Annotated in this window: 18 protein-coding genes and 1 pseudogene; 7 read left to right on the top strand and 12 right to left on the bottom strand. The window is 32.4% G+C overall.

Going from position 1 to position 17,845, the window contains the following annotated elements:
- Positions 1-44: 44 nt before the first annotated feature.
- The 8 genes and pseudogenes from ONG78_RS05705 to dnaG form a co-directional block, all read right to left on the bottom strand.
- A complete protein-coding gene (locus ONG78_RS05705; protein ID WP_010401557.1) occupies positions 45-446 on the bottom strand; it encodes a cytochrome c-type biogenesis protein in 402 nt (133 codons plus the stop codon).
- Positions 430-1,443 carry a hypothetical protein gene (locus ONG78_RS05700; protein WP_264377899.1) on the bottom strand — a complete coding sequence of 338 codons (1,014 nt, stop codon included), beginning with the start codon at positions 1,441-1,443 and terminating at the stop codon, positions 430-432. Before ONG78_RS05700 ends, ONG78_RS05705 begins: the two co-directional genes overlap by 17 nt.
- 7 nt (positions 1,444-1,450) lie before the next feature.
- Positions 1,451-1,798: a ferredoxin family 2Fe-2S iron-sulfur cluster binding protein gene (locus tag ONG78_RS05695; RefSeq protein WP_006013713.1), complete on the bottom strand. Its 348-nt coding sequence runs from the start codon at positions 1,796-1,798 to the stop codon at positions 1,451-1,453.
- A gap of 237 nt (positions 1,799-2,035) precedes the next feature.
- On the bottom strand, positions 2,036-3,265 hold the full coding sequence (locus tag ONG78_RS08145; protein ID WP_458694287.1) for a TomO hydrophobic C-terminal domain-containing protein: 1,230 nt from the start codon (positions 3,263-3,265) through the stop codon (positions 2,036-2,038).
- A gap of 258 nt (positions 3,266-3,523) precedes the next feature.
- A pseudogene (locus ONG78_RS08035) lies at positions 3,524-3,805 on the bottom strand (DnaJ domain-containing protein); the annotation flags it as partial.
- Between the two features lie 143 nt (positions 3,806-3,948).
- Positions 3,949-5,247, bottom strand: coding sequence for a Na+/H+ antiporter NhaC family protein (locus ONG78_RS05685; RefSeq protein ID WP_264377898.1), 1,299 nt, complete (start codon positions 5,245-5,247; stop codon positions 3,949-3,951).
- 106 nt (positions 5,248-5,353) lie between these two features.
- Entirely contained in the window at positions 5,354-6,592 is a 1,239-nt protein-coding gene (locus ONG78_RS05680) for an IS256 family transposase (RefSeq protein ID WP_019078875.1), read from the bottom strand.
- A 105-nt stretch (positions 6,593-6,697) separates the two neighbouring features.
- Positions 6,698-8,431 carry a DNA primase gene (gene dnaG, locus ONG78_RS05675; protein ID WP_264377897.1) on the bottom strand — a complete coding sequence of 578 codons (1,734 nt, stop codon included), beginning with the start codon at positions 8,429-8,431 and terminating at the stop codon, positions 6,698-6,700.
- Positions 8,432-8,576: 145 nt separating this feature from the next.
- On the opposite strand from dnaG, the gene ubiG reads away from it, so the two are divergent.
- The 3 genes from ubiG to tsaB all read left to right on the top strand — a co-directional run bounded on the left by ubiG (position 8,577) and on the right by tsaB (position 11,586).
- On the top strand, positions 8,577-9,743 hold the full coding sequence (gene ubiG / locus ONG78_RS05670; protein WP_264377896.1) for a bifunctional 2-polyprenyl-6-hydroxyphenol methylase/3-demethylubiquinol 3-O-methyltransferase UbiG: 1,167 nt from the start codon (positions 8,577-8,579) through the stop codon (positions 9,741-9,743).
- A gap of 107 nt (positions 9,744-9,850) precedes the next feature.
- Positions 9,851-10,981: a dicarboxylate/amino acid:cation symporter gene (locus ONG78_RS05665; RefSeq protein WP_264377895.1), complete on the top strand. Its 1,131-nt coding sequence runs from the start codon at positions 9,851-9,853 to the stop codon at positions 10,979-10,981.
- Positions 10,981-11,586: a tRNA (adenosine(37)-N6)-threonylcarbamoyltransferase complex dimerization subunit type 1 TsaB gene (gene tsaB / locus ONG78_RS05660; RefSeq protein WP_264377894.1), complete on the top strand. Its 606-nt coding sequence runs from the start codon at positions 10,981-10,983 to the stop codon at positions 11,584-11,586. Before ONG78_RS05665 ends, tsaB begins: the two co-directional genes overlap by 1 nt.
- Here the strand turns inward: tsaB and ONG78_RS05655 are convergent.
- Complete coding sequence (locus ONG78_RS05655) at positions 11,556-12,140, bottom strand: AAA family ATPase (RefSeq protein WP_264377893.1); 585 nt, start codon at positions 12,138-12,140, stop codon at positions 11,556-11,558. The genes tsaB and ONG78_RS05655 overlap by 31 nt on opposite strands.
- Positions 12,141-12,375: 235 nt before the next feature.
- Between ONG78_RS05655 and ONG78_RS05650 the strand changes: the two genes are divergently transcribed.
- Positions 12,376-13,086: a class II aldolase/adducin family protein gene (locus tag ONG78_RS05650; protein ID WP_264377892.1), complete on the top strand. Its 711-nt coding sequence runs from the start codon at positions 12,376-12,378 to the stop codon at positions 13,084-13,086.
- Positions 13,087-13,262: 176 nt separating this feature from the next.
- Here ONG78_RS05650 and ONG78_RS05645 read toward each other — a convergent pair whose 3' ends face one another.
- On the bottom strand, positions 13,263-13,910 hold the full coding sequence (locus ONG78_RS05645; protein ID WP_264374763.1) for a heme exporter protein CcmB: 648 nt from the start codon (positions 13,908-13,910) through the stop codon (positions 13,263-13,265).
- Positions 13,911-14,018: 108 nt separating this feature from the next.
- Here ONG78_RS05645 and ONG78_RS05640 point away from each other — a divergent pair, with 108 nt between their 5' ends.
- From ONG78_RS05640 to ONG78_RS05630, 3 genes are all read left to right on the top strand, one after another.
- Positions 14,019-14,396, top strand: coding sequence for a TraR/DksA family transcriptional regulator (locus ONG78_RS05640; RefSeq protein WP_254229723.1), 378 nt, complete (start codon positions 14,019-14,021; stop codon positions 14,394-14,396).
- A gap of 403 nt (positions 14,397-14,799) precedes the next feature.
- On the top strand, positions 14,800-15,087 hold the full coding sequence (locus ONG78_RS05635) for a hypothetical protein (protein WP_264377891.1): 288 nt from the start codon (positions 14,800-14,802) through the stop codon (positions 15,085-15,087).
- A 53-nt stretch (positions 15,088-15,140) separates the two neighbouring features.
- Entirely contained in the window at positions 15,141-15,302 is a 162-nt protein-coding gene (locus tag ONG78_RS05630; protein WP_264377890.1) for a hypothetical protein, read from the top strand.
- Positions 15,303-15,506: 204 nt separating this feature from the next.
- On the opposite strand, the gene ONG78_RS05625 is transcribed toward ONG78_RS05630, so the two are convergent.
- Together ONG78_RS05625 and ONG78_RS05620 are read right to left on the bottom strand one after the other, a co-directional pair.
- Entirely contained in the window at positions 15,507-16,229 is a 723-nt protein-coding gene (locus ONG78_RS05625; RefSeq protein ID WP_264374766.1) for a TomO hydrophobic C-terminal domain-containing protein, read from the bottom strand.
- Positions 16,230-16,351: 122 nt separating this feature from the next.
- Positions 16,352-17,287 carry an ankyrin repeat domain-containing protein gene (locus tag ONG78_RS05620; protein ID WP_264377889.1) on the bottom strand — a complete coding sequence of 312 codons (936 nt, stop codon included), beginning with the start codon at positions 17,285-17,287 and terminating at the stop codon, positions 16,352-16,354.
- Between the last annotated feature and the right edge of the window lie 558 nt (positions 17,288-17,845).

Genomic DNA, 17,845 nt, shown 5'->3' with positions numbered 1-17,845 from the left:
TAGTAGCTACTTGCATTTGTTGTAAACTCACTTTTACTCTATAGTTATCTTTTTACTACCTTATCTATTTTCTGAACTGATTTTCGTATTAAAAAACATCCAATAAGAAGAATTATAAAAGGAATAAACCATAAAATGTAGGTACTAGATTTTACAGGTGGTACAATGATAATTGAATCTCCATAAGAATTTTTTAATTCTGAAACTATTTGCTCGTTAGTATATCCATCACTGATCTTCTTGCGAATTGTCTTACGCATACCATATGCAACTTGAGACTCAGATTCGGATAATAATTCACCAGAGCATACAGGACACTTTATTACTGCAAATAAGCTACTTGCTCGCTCTTCCATACTTTCGTCTCTTAGTTTATCATCCAAAGTAAAAGCATTTATGCTTAAATGGAATATCAATGTAAAAAGTAAGCTAATTACTATTCTCATTCTTGGTGAATTGAGTGATAAAATCAGTAGTGGATAATTTTCCAATAAAGCCTGAACCTACATTATTGTCGTACTTTATTGAAAATTGAATGTCGTTATCAGTGATTTTTTCTGATAAGGAAGATATTGATTTTTCCAATTTATCTGCAGTCTTTGAATCATTAGTCACAAACGAAATTAATTCTTTATAATTTGATATGGCTACATTGATTTTATCTTCAAATGAAGATGTAACTAAATTGTAATTACTTACTCCACCATTCGCAGCAATAGAAAAGTTATTACTCTCAATCAAAAATTTTTCTATGTTGAAATTAATCTTAGAAGCTGAAATATGGTTTACAAATTCATAATCTAATTTAGCGTCGACACTAAGGTAATTTTCAGGACTTGCAGTATGTTTATAACGGTAAGTATAAAAATCAAATTCTAGTTTAGTATTTTCATTCAGTTCTTTATCAAAGTGAAATTGAATGTAATTACTTTTATCATTCACTTCAGTTATAACACTTTGCTGATTTTCTAAAACATCACATTTTAATCCATAATCTTCGTAACGAAATGTATCTATATAGTCTATTACAGTGTTATTTCTGTTGAATTTTAATGAAGATAGTAAATCATTTAGTTTAACAACAAAGTGGCTACTCACGTGTGTGTGACACTTTATATTCTTTTTCTCATCACTACGGACAGCAATGTTTACTTTATTGCTTGGTATATAGATATATACTGACTTATCAAATAATCTGTTTTTTATCACTAAAGCTTCAGATGAAACAGTTAATTGCTCATTAGAAAATTTTGGATTCGTTACACGAAAAACTAGGTTAAAAGGAAATCCCTTAAAATCATGTGAAATATCAACTTTTTCGTCATTAATGTAATCAGTTAAAAGACTTTTTACCTTAAATGCAGAAAAATACCAAAAACCACTATACGCTAGAGGAATAAACAAAGGTAAGGAGATGAGAATATAGATAAAAATTTTACGCATTATCCTCTTATTTATCTAATGATATATTTCTTGTACCTCTGGGCACGGTTACGCACAAACCGTCAATATCTTTTGTGATTTTTATTTGGCATCCAAGCCTCGATGTCTCTGTTAAACCGAAAGCTAGATCCAGCATGTCATTTTCCTCATCAGATATAGGATTATGTGTTTCTACAACATCATAAAATTTTGGATCAACAATCACATGGCATGTAGAGCAAGCAAGAGAACCTTCACATGCACCTTCAAGCAGATCTGGATCACTTCTATGGGCTAAATTAAGAAGAGTTTCTCCCTCTGCAGCTTCATAACTTTTCTTACTTCCATCAGGTAAAATAAAAGTAACGGATGGCATACTATTAAAATCTCTACTAATTTCTCTATATTCTACAAATAATAACTAATATTTGCAAACTCTTTGTAATTCCATTGCCTATCTCTTGTCATCTATATTCCTATCAAGAAAGTAAGATAGATACCACCAGCATCTCACAGAGTTGCAAGTATAGAATTTTCTTAGTTTTAGATTTTACTAAATATATTACTGAATTAACATTATTGAACTTGATCTGCCATTTCTTCTGATCTTAAGTTATAATTTTACTAATGCCATTTGATTAATTGCAACTTCAGCATTGCTATCTTTCAATAAATTTGCAGGACTATTACAATGGTATATGATTGCAGCAACAACAAGACAACAAACTCCAATTCCTATCCCTAACGCTAACATTCCTGAGTAAACTGCAATAGCTACTTCTAAAGCAACTCCTACTACTGCTAACGTAGAAGCAACTATGATAGAAGTATTACGACACTTAATACGAAGCTCATTTAGTTTATCTAATGCAGTAGTACCATCTTTATATTTTAGCTCTCTTAGTACATCTTTATTTTCACATTTGTTAAGCAACTTCCAAGCATAACTTAACCTTGACGCTTGACCATAAAACCCCTTCTCAACATATTCAACCAAGAGATCAAACGGAGTTTCACCTTGGTCATTTTTAACATAAAATCTCGCACCTGCACTCACAAGTGATTCAACTTTGCAAAGCATTGACTTATCGGAGTGTAAGTTTCTTAAAGCATGATGTAGAGCTGTATCCCCACTTTCATCTTGATAGTCAATTTTATTTTTATGTAAAAAGCAATCAAAAATCTTTTTATTGCAATTGCTTGTAACGATATTTTCTAAAGTAATACTTGAAATTTTTATGTTATTTTCGACTAGAAGATTTAGAGCTTCTTTATGGTTACATTCAACAATAATATCTACTAGTTTATTTAATGCAGGTGTACCTTCTAGCTTCTTTAGCTCATCAGTTTTACAACAACTAAGCACCACCGAAAGATTATTTAATCTTTCTATTTTTCTCTTAAGAAAAGGGTATGTAGCATAATTGACCAAGAGATCAAATGGAGTTTCATCTTTGCTATTTTTAACATCAAGCCTTGCACCTTTACTAAGAAGTGACTTGACAAAACCTTGGTATTTTGATTTATCCAAATCCAACCATTTTAATGTATGATGTAAAGATGTATTTCCTTTTTCATCTTTATAGTTGATATTTAATTTATCTAAGCACTCATTAAAAAAATAATCCAAAAACTTTTCAGATTGGTATTCATAAGCATATCTTAAGATTTCATTTAGTGATATTTCTATCCTTCCTTCAAAGAGCTCGAAAAATTCCACACGATCGTACGTAATAGCAATTTGCACTAGAAATGTAATGTCACCAGCAGCAATTGTAACTTTCTTTATTATATCAGAACACTTTTCATACTCATTTGACGAGATATTGCACAACAATTCCATAATAGTGTTTACATATTCGAGTTCGGTTAATTTTTCAGTCTCTTTAGCTTTGCCCATCTTGCCTATTTGTTTAAAACGCTTGATTACCCTTTCTGATTCCTCTTTGATTAATTTTTGACTTTTCAACAAATACATATTACATATTTCATAAAAAATTTTCATTCTTTTATTTTCTTGTTTAAGTTTACTTATCAGTTCCATCAGTTTTGCCCGCAACAACTCCAGTTCATCACTACAATCCCCATCCTCATACTTTCCTCTATCGTACTGGCTTCTTGTTGTTGGGTTAGATAACACTTCGTGTGCTACTGATATTTCCTTGAACTTTGTCAATTTCTCTTCAAGTTGAGTCCGTTGATCTTCTTCCGACTGTGATAGTAGCTTTCCGTCCTTCTTCTTTCCTTCTAGCCTATCTAGCTCTTTCACTTCCTCAAGCAATTTATCTGGATGAAGCTTCAATGCTAATTTGCGATATGCTTTTTTTATCTCATCGTGAGTAGCATCTCTTTTTACTCCTAATATTTCATAATAATCAGGCATTTGTTTCTCCACTATTTTGATACATTTTTTATAACATTAGTAATACTATGTCTTTAAAAGAATTGGTACTATATAAGTATTTTAGCAAATATTATAATATTTGTCAATTTATCAACAAATTGAGTGAAAATTTAAAGAGTTGTTTATGGTAATTGAGGAGCTACAACCGTACGACGTCTGCCGTTAATAACTATTTCACCTATCGCAACTGCTGCAAAAACAAAACAATAATATACTTTTGTCAGTACAGCAATAGGTGAAAGAGAGGCAATGCTGCTTGCTAGCAATATTTGAGAACCATAAGGTAAGATACTTTTTGTGATCGCAGTAAATATTTCTAATAAATACGCACTACGGTGTGGTGCAATGTTATATCTTTGTGCAAGTCTTTTCGCAATATTACTAGTTAATAAAATAGCAACAATATTGCTGGAAACTAAAATAGTAAACAAAGATGATATTCCTGCAATCATAAGTTCAGCTTGACTTCTTGTGAGATTCACCTCATCGGTGAATTTATCTATCTTTTTCTGACTGTATTCGTACATTAAGTGGCTTAATCCACTACTGAAAAGAATAAATATCATTACCTCATTCATCTTATTAAAACCCCTACATATATCATGAGAATAATCAATAATAGAATAATCAAAAAAAGCTATTCCTAATATTCCAGCAACAACCATATTAACAGCTAATGTTACCAGTGTGTTTATTTCAAATAAACCCATAATTATTAAAGATATATAAGGGATAATTTTGACTATGGATAAATAATTCAGACTTGAGAGAGAAACAACTTCTGTGCTATTTGAAATCATTACTAGATAAGTAAGTATTATAAGACCTGTAACAGATCCTGTCTTTAGGGTTAGTTTTAGTTTATCCTTTACTGAAGCTCCTTGTGAAGAAGTAGCAGCAATAGTAGTGTCAGATATCATTGAAAGGTTGCTGCCAAACATAGACCCACCTATCACAGCTCCAACGCCCACCGCACAATCAAAAGCTCCATTTTGTGCTAGATTCACAGCTATTGGTGTTATAAGTGCAATAACTCCGATTGATGTGCCTATTGCACTTGCAATAAACACAGAAATTAAAAACATTCCAGGAAGTAATAATTGTGCTGGAAGAAAGCAAATAGTTAAGCTAGCAATAACATTTATACTACCAAGCGATTGAGTAACAGTAGAAAATGCCCCAGCAAGGAGAAAAATCAAACACACGGTAAGAGTAGTTTTATTCCCCATACCTTTTATAAGAGTATCAACGCTATGCTGAATTTTGTTTTTATTGAATAGAATAGCAAAAAATAATGCTGGTAATAAGCAAACTAACGGTGAAATTTGATGAAGAGGATTGTCAAGTCCTATAAAGGAAAAATAAGTACCACTACCAAGATATAAGGTTAAAAAAATAATGAGAGGGAGAAATGCAAACACTTGTCGTAATTAAATAAATTGAAAATATACTAGAATAAGCTATTTTAAGCAACTACTAATACAGTGTTTTTCGGGAGTGTTAAATAAACTGTGTCAAACCGCATTTTTAATTCAACTCAATTTTCAATCTGTTCGGAAAGAAAATATCAAGTTGAGACACGGTTAATGCCCAATTTTGTACAGACATTGTCCATTTCTCTTCCACCTTTTTTATAGCACAATATACCTGTTTGTACAAGGCACTTATGCTGGTAAATGAGCCCTTGGTTTTGGTAAATTTTCTGATTTGTCTATGCAGGCCCTCAATTGGATTTGTAGTGTAAACCAGCCTTTTCACTGGGTCAGAATACTTAAAATAGCCAGACAAATTTTCCCAATTATTCTGCCAAGACTTTATAACCATTGGATATTTCGTGCCCCATTTTTCATCCAGCTCCAGCAAATAATTTTCAGCAATTTCCTTGTTTGAAGCCTGATATATTTTCTTCAAATCGCTCATAAAACTTTTCACATCTTTGCTAGACACATATTTCAGCGAGTTCCTTATCTGATGCACTATACATAGCTGCACCTCTGCATTAGGGAACACGCTATTTATAGCCGTAGGAAAGCTTTTCAGCCCATCTACACAAGCAATTAGAATATCCTCTACACCCCTTTCTTTGAGGTCATTTAACACACCGAGCCAAAAGTTAGCTCCCTCACTTTCAGCCAAATAGAAGCCCAAAACCTCCTTTTTGCCTTCTTGATCTACACCTAATATGTTATACATGCATTTGCTTACACACCGTCCGTCTTCTTTGACTTTGAAGAACATGCCGTCCATGAAAACTATCGGATATACAGACTGCAGCGGTCGACTGCGCCATTCATTTATCACTGGCAGTAATTTGTCGGTAATGCTTGATATCTCTGCCGCTGATATTTTGTGGTCATAAATTTCTTCAACATGCGATGCTATATCTTTGTAGCCCATGCCACTTGCAAACATACTCAGGATCTTTTTTTCAAGCTCAGGATGTAGATTAGTTTGCCTTTTCTTAACCGCCTGAGGTTCAAAACTCCCATTTCTATCTCTTGGCGTGAAGAGTTCAAATGATCCTGAACTTGTATTCAAAGTCTTTGAATTTCTACCATTTCTTCGGTTGTTTTCTTCGCTTTCAGTTGACAAATGGTTTTCTATCTCACCTTCCAGGCTCACCTCTAGCAGTTTTTTTATAAATGGTGTTAATGCACCATCTCTTCCTGTCAATGGTCTTCCTTCTCGTATAGATGATAAGATATTTGTTTCTAATTCTTTATAGTCTACCAAACCGGTAGTTCTATTTGCTATTTTTTGACTCATGTCAAACCTCCATTTTTTATATCAATTTATTACTTTACTTCTCGGTTTGACACAGTTTATTTAACACTCCCTGTTTTTCTAATAATTTTGAACATCTTAAGCCATCTACTTTTGAATAAATTCCATTTGCATTTCTTGTATACTATCCTCTATTTGCTTTATTTGTTCTATTAGCCTTTCCTCTAAGTCAAAATTACCGCCCAGCCTTGCTTTAATTTTTTCTTCTTGTAATACATTTAATTCTTTCCGTAATACTATGTTATTCCAGACAGTTTCTGCCGATCTCTTCTCACTTAATTGACTATTTAGTACGCTAGTTTTTTCAAATATAAACTTTATAACACTAGACTCCTGTAGCAGAATTTCTTTATTAAAGTTGCTCTCACTAGTTACCATATTAATTACGCACTGTTGTAATTTTTTCATCTCATTAGTAAATTCGAAATGAGAAAATTGCTCAAAAAATATAGGACGGTTCAAGATTTCAGGAAATTCTACGGCTATACGCAAAATTATGGCCTGATTTTGCTCTGCTTCAATTAGCTCTGGAGATTTATTGTAAAGATACTCACCTTTTGTTGCTTTGATATTAAAAATCAGCTTTTTAAAGTTTCTTCTTAATTCACTGACCTTATTGTAAAAATAATCTCTATAATACCTTCTAATACTGCTGTTACCGATAGCATTGACATATTTCATGAACTTGTGCTCAAGAATTGAATATTTTTCCGGAGCAAATTTTTCATAATTTTGCAAATTGCTACCAATTATGTGATGCCATAAATATTCAGAGTGCAGTTCTGTTGAGTGGTTAAAAGCAGAGAGTACGTCTTCTGTCTTATATTCTAGCTCATTGCATATATCGTATGGGTCCTGATTGTTTGGCAAAGTCACGAACTTCAATGTGTATCCAGGCTCCAGTATCGGTAGAACAAGTTCTGCAATTCGAATAGCAGCATGACGTCCGGCACTATCGCCATCCATACAGATGGAAATTTCTTTAGCAAATTTCCATAGATTTTTTATCTGCTCTGCAGAAATTGCGGTACCAAGCGGAGCAACTGTATTGCTAATTCCCGCTTGATGTAGTGCTATTACATCCATATATCCTTCAACAACAAATAGATGCTGTTTTTTGCGTATTTCACTCAAAGCAAAGTTTAATCCATATAAATTTTCTCTTTTCTTAAAGAGCTGATTCTCTGGGCTGTTTAAATACTTCGGCTGTTGCTCAGAGTTCAGCGCACGTCCGCCAAAACCAATAACTTTGCCCGTGATGTTGTGTATAGGAAATATCAGCCGATCATAGAAATAATCACGAGAATTCTTATTTATTAACCCAACATCGATCAAAATCTCGTCTTTAATACCAGAGGAGTTCAAATATTCCTTCAAGCCAGAACTTGGTGCATAACCTATCTTAAATTTATCTATGATTTTGAGTGAGATCTTGCGCTGCCTTAAATAAGCCATAACACCTCGATTTTTCTGCGCGAACCAACTTGCAGCTAAATTCAGTGCTGAAAACAGTTTGTCATTTTCTTTAGCAAAGCTGAGGTTTTTGGGTAACTCAACACCTGCAACAGATGCCAATTTTTCCAACGCTTCCTTAAAACTTAAGCCTTCAGTTTGTGAAATAAATTCAAACACATCACCATGAGCTGAGCAACCGAAACAATAATATACACCCTTAATATTGCTGACCGAAAAAGATGGAGTTTTTTCGTTATGAAATGGGCAGAGTCCAACAAAACTATCTCCTCTTTTTATTAACCTAACTTTTTTTCCTACTATGTCGGACAACAATAATTTTGACTTTATAATATCTATATGATCCATTTTACCGAATTAGTAGTGGTAGGATAAAAATTATATAGAATTTATGCATATCTGACTCGAAATTTATTCAGAAAGATCAGGAGAGCTTGACAAAAAGCTCAAAATAAATTACCCATATAAATACCCTTAAGTTGCAATTTCTTATATGTCAGATGTGATATCAGTTGCTTCAGACCACGCAGGTTATGAACTAAAATCAGAAATAAAGGCTTACTTGGAAACTTTAGATTATACAGTGATAGACCGTGGCTGCACTGCTGAACAAAAGAGTGTAGACTACCCTGACTATGCTGCTGAAGTTGTAGAAGATATAACAAACAAAAAAGCAAATTATGGAATATTAATTTGCGGTACAGGTTTGGGCATGAGTACTGTGGCAAATCGTTTTGAAGGAATCTACGCTGCTTTATGTAATAGTGTTGAGATCGCAAAATTAGCTCGCGAGCATGGCAACGCGAATATACTTTGTCTTGGTGCAGGGTTTACTGCGAGTGGATTAGCAAAAGACATAGTCAAACAATTCCTCGAAACAGAATTTTCAAAAGAAAGTAGACATAAAGAACGCCTTGATAAACTTAGCAATATTAGCAAGAAAAAAACCACAAAAACTTATAACGAAGATGAAATATCAAAATTCACTAAAATAGCAGGTGAATGGTGGAATGAGAATGGCAAATTCAAGCCATTGCACATGATGAATCCTGTGAGAGTATCATACATCGTTGAGAAAATAAAAGAATTAAAAAAATGCGATTTAAAAGAACTATCATTGCTCGATGTTGGTTGTGGTGGTGGCATTTTGTCAGAGTCAATGGCGCGTATTGGTATTAGCGTTGCAGGAATAGATGTATGTGAGGAAAACATAAAAGTGGCACAGTCGCATGCGAAGAAAGTAGGGTTAAATATAGAATACACACACACTAGCATTGAAGAGCTAAGCAATGACAAGAAGTATGACGTGGTTTTGTTGATGGAAGTGGTTGAACATGTCGATAATTTAGAGTTTTTCATGAAAAAAGCAATAGAGCTGTTGAAGCCAGAAGGGCTAATTTTTATATCGACGATAAATAGAACTATTAAATCCTTCTGTCTTGCAATAGTCGGCGCAGAGTACATATTAAACTGGCTGCCAAAAGGCACACATAATTGGAATAAATTTCTCAAGCCATCAGAAATTGCAAATCATCTAAGGGAAAACAACGTAATACTGCAAAACATGGCTGGTATGGAATATAATGTAATAAAGCGTGAATGGAACTTGACCAAAGGTGTGGATGTTAATTATATACTTTGTGGAAACGTTGTAACTTGAAATCTCATTCAAGTACTAGAAGGTAATGCAAATATTTTAGGCAGTTTTACTTTACTTAGCAGCTAATTTATCATATGTATTTCCATAGGATATCGCTATATTAGAATATGTTACAATTACTAACCTTACTTGCTGTTATCACTTCGGTTGTATTTTTTGGTCATCTAGTTCCAATGGAAGTGAAAACCTTCTTGTATTCAATAAGCCTTAGTATAAAAGAGATCTTACTATTTATAATGCCTTTTATTGTTTTTGCATTAATCTTTAGTAGTGTTAACAATCTTAAGCAGTCGGCTATAAAGTTTATATTGTTACTTATTATAACGATTTTCTTGTCGAATCTAGCTTCAAGTTTAATAGCTTATTCTGTTGGGCATTTCATCACACAAAACACTTATTCAATACAAGATATAACATATGAAGAAACAATTGTTCCTTTATGGTCATTTAGGATACCTGCATTGCTTTCTAATTTTTATGCCCTTGCTTGTGGATTTGTGTTAAGCATATTAGTGTCCACAATATTACCAAAAAAAAGCAAAGAGCTCTCGAACAAAATGTTAGATTTAACTCTCTTTCTTTTGAAGACATTTTTGACGCCAATTATTCCAATGTTTGTACTTGGTCTTGCTTTAAAAATGGAACATGATCAGGTTTTACCCATAATATTTAAGGATTACTCAATAATTTTTATTATTATATCATCTGCAACCTACCTTTATGTTTTTCTCTTATATGGAGCAGCAAATTCGTTCAAGATCACAAGCTGGATAGCTAGTATAGGTAATATGATACCAGCATTTATTACTGCAATGAGCACAATGTCTAGTAATGCAGCTATGCCGCTTACTCTTGAAGGAAGCAAAAAAAATGTAAAGCAGCATGATATAGCATCGTCTGTTGTGCCAATAACTGCTAGCTTTCATTTAGTAGGTGATTGCTTTTTTATTATAATACTATCAATGATAATGACTTTTGGTGGTGCATTGTCTGCAACAGACTATGTGACTTTCCTTCTCTACTTTCTGTTATTTAAATTTGCTATTGTTGCAGTTCCAGCGGGAGGAATTATGGTAATGTTGCCTGTTCTTGAGAAGTATCTTAAATTCTCTCCAGAGATGCTTTCATTAATTACAGCATTGTATATAGTATTTGACCCAATAATAACTTCAGCAAATGTTATGGGTAACGGTGCGTTCACTATGATGTTTACAAAGCTCTATGATAAGCTTAAGTGATGTCCATTCTAGCAATTAATACTGTAGGTGCTGGTAGTTCAATAGCAGTAATTGATTACGATGGTAATTGTTTTGTAGAACGCAATTCTGCAAACAATAGTCATGCAGAATCATTTTTTCAAATACTGAATACTTTGTTTGATAAGCATAATTACAGCTACGATAAAATAGACCATTTAGCAGTGATAGTTGGACCAGGAAGTTTTACTGGAATCAGAGTTGGTATATCAACTGCACAAGGTATAAATCTTGCTACAAATAAGCCGTTATATGGGGTTAGTGAGCTGGAAGCTCAAGCATATGCAATATCGCTACTTTGTGCAAATAGCAAAAAAAATATTAAAGCTATAATCGAAGATGATCAAAAGTTTTATACACAGTTATTTGATTTCAATTTGTTACCGCTATCAAATCCTGCTGTAGTAAGTGAACTCCAGCCTGAAACGGACTGCATTACATATATGGATTGCAGTTTACCAGAGTTAAATGCTAGCCATGCAGGGCTATTAGTCCGTTATAGACTAAAAAATAAACAAAAATTAAATGGTGTTGAAGCTCTATATTTAAATGAGCCTCAGTATATGAAATCGTTGCCTATTGCGTAAACACTATTAATTTGGCCAAGTTTGTACATCTGACTTACTATTTCTTCTGCTACTTCTTTTATACTCATATTTGAATTTTCTATCTCTATAGCATTTGGTGGCACAAATAAATTTTCCGCTCTAAATTTAATACTATTTATATTGGTAACCTTCCTATTTTTTCTTTGCTTTTTTAATATAGTACGCTCTTGTAATATCAATGGATTGCACCTAAGTACTATGGGAAGGATTTTTGTGCTCATTTTTTTACTAAGTTCTACTATTGAGTTATATATTGTTATGTTGTCATTATTATTTTTCATTAAGTCATCAAGAAATATATAATTTTTTGAATCAATTGGATAGGCTTCTACTGCCTGAAGCATAACCTGCACAATGTTATATATTCTATTTTGAACTTCTTTGGAAGTTTGATTATATTCAAATCCACTTACAATTAGTGCATTTATCATACTAGATAATACTATTGCTGTAGAAAGTTTACCACTTCCTGGAAGACCAGTGATATATATGAAAAATTTTGTTAGCTGTTTTTTTATGTCAATATTTACCATATTACTCTTAATATTAAAACCTACACTTATAATAACATAAAAACAAGGCTTTAAAACATATGAAATATTACATAAAAAGCCGTTTTTATAGTTAAAATATTATGTAATCTAGAAATGTAAACTCTAATCACCTAAGGCAAGTAAAAGTGCTTATTATTTTAAAGTAGGTTCACTTTTTAGTTTATAATAAACTTTTTTTCACGTATAAATCCTTAGAAAATTTTAGTCAAGAGCTATGTTATTAACAAATAGTGAGTTGAAAAGAGACCTAGTTAACGCCTATCAGATTTTATCTTATCTTAAATTAGATGATCATACGTATACTCATCTCTCTGTACGTTCTGAAGATAAAAAGTCATTTTATGTTTATCCGTTTGGTATACGTTTTTATGAAGTAGATGAAAGTTCATTGATGAAAGTATCGTTTGATGGGAATATAATTGAAGGCAAAGAATATCAATATAATAAAACTGGCTATGTAATCCATGGCTTCATTTATCAAGCAAGGAAAGATATTCAAGCAATTTTTCATCTACATACACCTTCTATTGTAGCAGTTTCTTCTCTCAAGGATGGATTACTCCCAATAAGTCAGTGGGCGCTGCACTTTTATAATAAGGTATCTTACCATGATTATAATTCCCTGGCACTTGATGATACAGAAGGAAAAAGATTAATAGCTGATTTGAAAGAAAATTTTGTGATGTTAATGCGCAATCATGGATCTATAACATGTGGTCAGACTATACAAGAAGCAATGTTTTATACGTATCACTTAGAACAAGCTTGTAAAACTCAATGCCTGACGCTAGCAATGAATAGGGCGTTGTCAATTCCAAGTGAAGAAATTTGCTCAAAAGCCGTAAAGGATCTTCTGTCTTTCGAAAGCAATCTTGGTGAGAGAGATTGGCACGCATGGGTTAGGTTGATTAAAGGTAAGTTATAAAAGTTTCTGACTCTTCGATAGATATTAGATTTCTTGCATAACCAGCCAGTCTGAAATCCAATAATGGTTTCACACTCTGTAACTCTTCAATTCATGCAAGAAGTCTAATGTCTCCATCTCTACTTAAGTTAACACCCTTAACTAAGCAGATACAAGTAAATAACTAGTAAGTTTTTTCAATCCTGCTCCACAGCAAATTTTAATGCTATGTGAGTAGTTATAGTGCTGTTAACAATTAAAATGACAAAAACTAAGATGGTGATTAGTAGTGTATAAATATTCAAGGATAAATTTTCAAATTGAGTTAGCAATTTGAAATATACAAAAGTTGGCATTATCATTGGCAAAACAAGAATTTGCGACACTCCTGATGCTAAGTTATTTCGACCAATCATCAATGCATTTCCAGTAGCTGAAATATTAATGATTATCAGCGTATTAAATAATAAAGACACTCCAACTGCTATTGAATGTTCAATATTATTGCCTAGAATTGCAAAGCTGAACATGAAAGAAATCACTGAAATCGGTAACCCAAATAACAACCAGTGAGCGAAGATTTTATAAGCAACTATCAGCCTAGAAGAGAGTGGCTGTACAAAGATTTGCTCTAATATTCCATCATGATAATCAGATGTAAATAAATTATTTGTAGAGATCTGCAAAACAAATGTAGCACATATCCATGTTAATGTTAATATGACTTCTTGTTTACTGTTGTTTTCAAGTGTATATGAAGATAAACTTAACATTATAATAAAAATACATACTATATAAGTAAGGTTATTATCATTTATTACTAATTTTTTTACCGAACTAATCATACCAGGATTTTAAATGTTTATTATAAATTATAGTGTTTACTTTGAGGGTAGTATAATTTTTTTTGTTTATAAGTTATATAAGTTTTAATATATTTTATTGATAATGCTATGGAAAAATTAATAAAAATAAAGTTACCGGAAGATTACGTTCCTTCAGAAAATGAAGAATATATGAACGTAAAACAACTGGAATACTTTAGCTTAAAGTTAAAATCAATACTCTCTGAACTGGAGAAACAAGATCTAGAAGATAGTAGTATTTATTCTGATAGTGAAAATGGAGAATTAATTAAGCGCCGAAAAGATAGAAAAGAAAAAATTAAGGAGGCGTTGGAAAAAATAAAATTAGGCATTTATGGTTACTGCGATGGAACGGGAGAAGAAATAGGAGTCGAAAGACTTAAAGCTAATCCGCTTGCTATGTATTGTATTGAAGAACAAGAGAGAATAGAAAAAGAAAAGAACGTGTATAACATTAATGATTAGAACTTGTCGGGAGTGTTAAATAAACTGTGTCAAACCGAGAAGTAAAGTAATAAATTGATAAAAAAATGGAGGTTTGACAATGAGTCAAGCAAACACAACTACCGGTTTGGTAGACTATAAAGAATTAGAAACAAATATCTTATCATCCAACTTGATATCTTTTTTCCTGGTAGGTTAAAAATCGAGTTGAACTAAAAATGCGATTTGACACAGTTTATTTAACACTCCCAGAACGTAATAAATTATTACGTAATTGGTCTCTAGGTGGAGCCGTTCTTGGAGGAGCTTGTGCTTTTTTCTTTTGACTTTGTCGATTTTTCTGTCAGATAATTCACGCTTGTCAGATTAAGTCTAAACTATTACACTTTATTGTATAACTTGCTTTTTTCAAATAGAGGACTATATGAGTAATATAAGTTTTTTGAGAGACATTGACTCCATTAGAATGAAATTGAATTCGGAATGTCTTGAGCGAGCGAAAATGCTTCACGCAAACCAAGATGAAGAATTATTAGAGCTTATGTGTATGGAGCAAGCTGAATTGATGTCAGCAAAGCTTGGATGCATTGAATATAATAATACAGAATTAGAGAAATTTGAGTGCCTTACAGAGCAGGAAAATAGGTTACAAGAACTTATGGCTAGTCAAGAAGAGGTGCTTATGAGCTCTGATCAAGTTGGTGTAGTGTAGTATGATTTGAGTGATTCCATAAACGTAGTTTCAATAAAAAATGATAATTCAAGTTGAAAACAAATTCAGAATTGAAAGAAAAACTAGCCTTGTATTGGCTGAAAAAGAGGTTAGTTTTTCTTGTGTTATGGAAAAAACTAAAAAGAGAAATACCGATGTTATGGGGTGAACAACTGGAGAGGTTTTACGGGTTTAAGCAAGCTGTCTGCCAATAAAAAATAAGATAATTTCTTTAAAAGAATATATAAATTATTAAACTTTCTGCAATTCTTTAATCTCACTTATGGAAAGATTAGTAAATTTAACACTCCCACTAAATTGGATAAATTGACTGCAAAAAAATAACATTTTCAGGAAGGTAGCCTTTCATAGGTAACAAAGCCAACCTTCCTGATATTTCTCCTTACCTTGAGTTATAATCATTCCACTGTTATTTGATTCACTACAATTTCAACATTGCTATCTTTAAGTAAATTTGAAGGACTATTACAACAGTATATGACTGCAGCAGCAATTAGACAACAAACTCCAACTGCTATTCCTACCGCTAACATTCCTGAGTAAAATGCAATAGCTATTCCTGAAACAATTCCAGCTATTGCTAATGTGAAAGCACATACAGTAGGCAGTTTATTTTTTTCTTTACTTCGTGGAGCATCATTTGTTGGTGGAGAAACTTGTTCATCCGAAAAACAAGCCTGACTAACTGCTGGAAGTTGCTCAATATTTGGATTACAAAGATTTCCTTCTAGTAGTTTATTTTTTATGCAGTATTTAGCTGTCTGTACTGACAGTTTAGGACAGCTTCTCTCTTCACAATCTATTAAGTATTTTAACCTATCAGAATTAAACCTGCCCATAATACTGCCTAAACGCATTGGATACTTTTTGAATATCTTATCCTGTTTCCTCTTATCAAAGAAGGAGCATATACCGGAAAATGTTATTGCTCGAAAATTACATTTATAATATGCTTGTAGCCAGTGAATCAGTGGCTTCTGATTATGCAGAAAAATTTCTTTTTTTACTTTATTAGCTTTGTTAATTAAAATGTCAGCATATTCTGGATATTTCCCTTTTAAACCCTTTTCATTATCAAATTCATTACGTACATTTTCATTTTTTTCCCATATGTCAACCATTTTATTAACGTCACTTTCCCTCAAAAAGTCATATAGTGGCTCATTTCTTTCTTTAATCTTTTGAACTTCTTTTTCACATTTTTGAGAATGCTGGCAATAATTTTTTCTCTCCTCTGAAGAGTTTATAAATTCATTTTTTTTTGTAGGTTTTGATCACTTATATATAACTCAATAGCTTCTAACTTTGTTATATGATTTACTATTAGCCTACTCAGATCTGTGTTTTTAGCATTATCAGCAGTAGTAAGAGGCGTTTCCCCAGTTCGATTTACCGCATTAATATCTGCTCCTGCTTTTATTAGAGCTTGCACTACCTCTGTAGCGTTACGTTTTCTAGCTAAATTATAAGCATTTATTGAATTAATACTTAAGCCTATTTTTATTAGATCTAGCATTGGCTTTGTATAGACATATTTAGCAGCTAAATGCAAAGGAGTCTCTCCATCATTTATTGTATTAACATCTTCTCCGTTTCTCATTAATATCTTTACTAACTCTAGCATTCCTATTCGAGCAGCAAAATGTAAAAGAGGTTTTCCTGGTATTCGATCTTGTGAGTTGATTGAGAGAGGGTATCTATCAGGATTTTCTAATATATATTCAATAACTTTTCCTCTAAGATCAAATAAAGCTGAATCCATAACCATCTTTTCTACGTCTTTTTCACCTGCAATTTGGTTATCAGAATATACTTTTGATAATAAGAATCTATAAAAGATCTGATATTCATTCCTGAATAATTTATCAAACTCAATTCTATGATCACGAAGTTCAGCTATAGCTTCAACTATTTTACAATCAATACTTCTGCTATGTATAATAAGCTTTTCAAGATTTTGTAGATGTGGAGATTTAGCTAAAGTTTTTATAGCTTCAACATCAATATCCTCCAAATTTAGATTAAGCTTTCTAAGATTCTGTAGGGATGAAGATTGAGCTAAAGTTTCTATAGTCCGAGTGCAGTACCAAGAATCTTGAAGACTAAGCTCTTTAATATGCTTGTTGCTTTGCAAAAATTCTATGAGTTGATTTACCAATTCTTGTTGCTTCTTGCTCATTATTTCTTGGACGACTTCTTCCCTTTCTTTCTCTTATATATGCTTTTTATCATTTATTTTTTTAGTTGAAATCTTCTCATTTTGACCTAGATTTATTAGTGATAGCATAAAAGATGAAACTGAAAGTTTTTCACCTTCAACATATTGACTAAAATTAACTCTCATTGCATATTTGTTAATATTCTGACATTATTATAACAAGTATTACAATATTTATCAACTTATTAAAAATAACATAAAAACTTTTAGAAAATACTAGGTTTTGTAGTGTTACAAGAAATTTGTTTATTTACTCTTTCCAAAAACCACAAAAAAGTACCTACCTTTGTGAGAGCAGCTGAAATAAAAGCAGGGTTATAAAAATAAAAACGCAAAGTTGTTACAACAAAGTTAGGCAAACTAGTTCGTATATAAATTTAGTGAAAGTAAGCCAATATAGATGATTTTAGCGTATAATAAAATCACTATATTAAAAAGTTCGTATGGTACACTTGGTAGACCATAAGATCCCAAGAAAAATACTTCTCATGGTCCTTGGTTTTGAACGCTGGAGATAGT

The organism is Wolbachia endosymbiont (group B) of Philonthus cognatus, from assembly GCF_947179345.1.
Lineage (GTDB): Bacteria > Pseudomonadota > Alphaproteobacteria > Rickettsiales > Anaplasmataceae > Wolbachia.
Note: the sequence above shows the minus strand (reverse complement) of the source record. Positions and strands in the feature narration are given on the sequence as shown.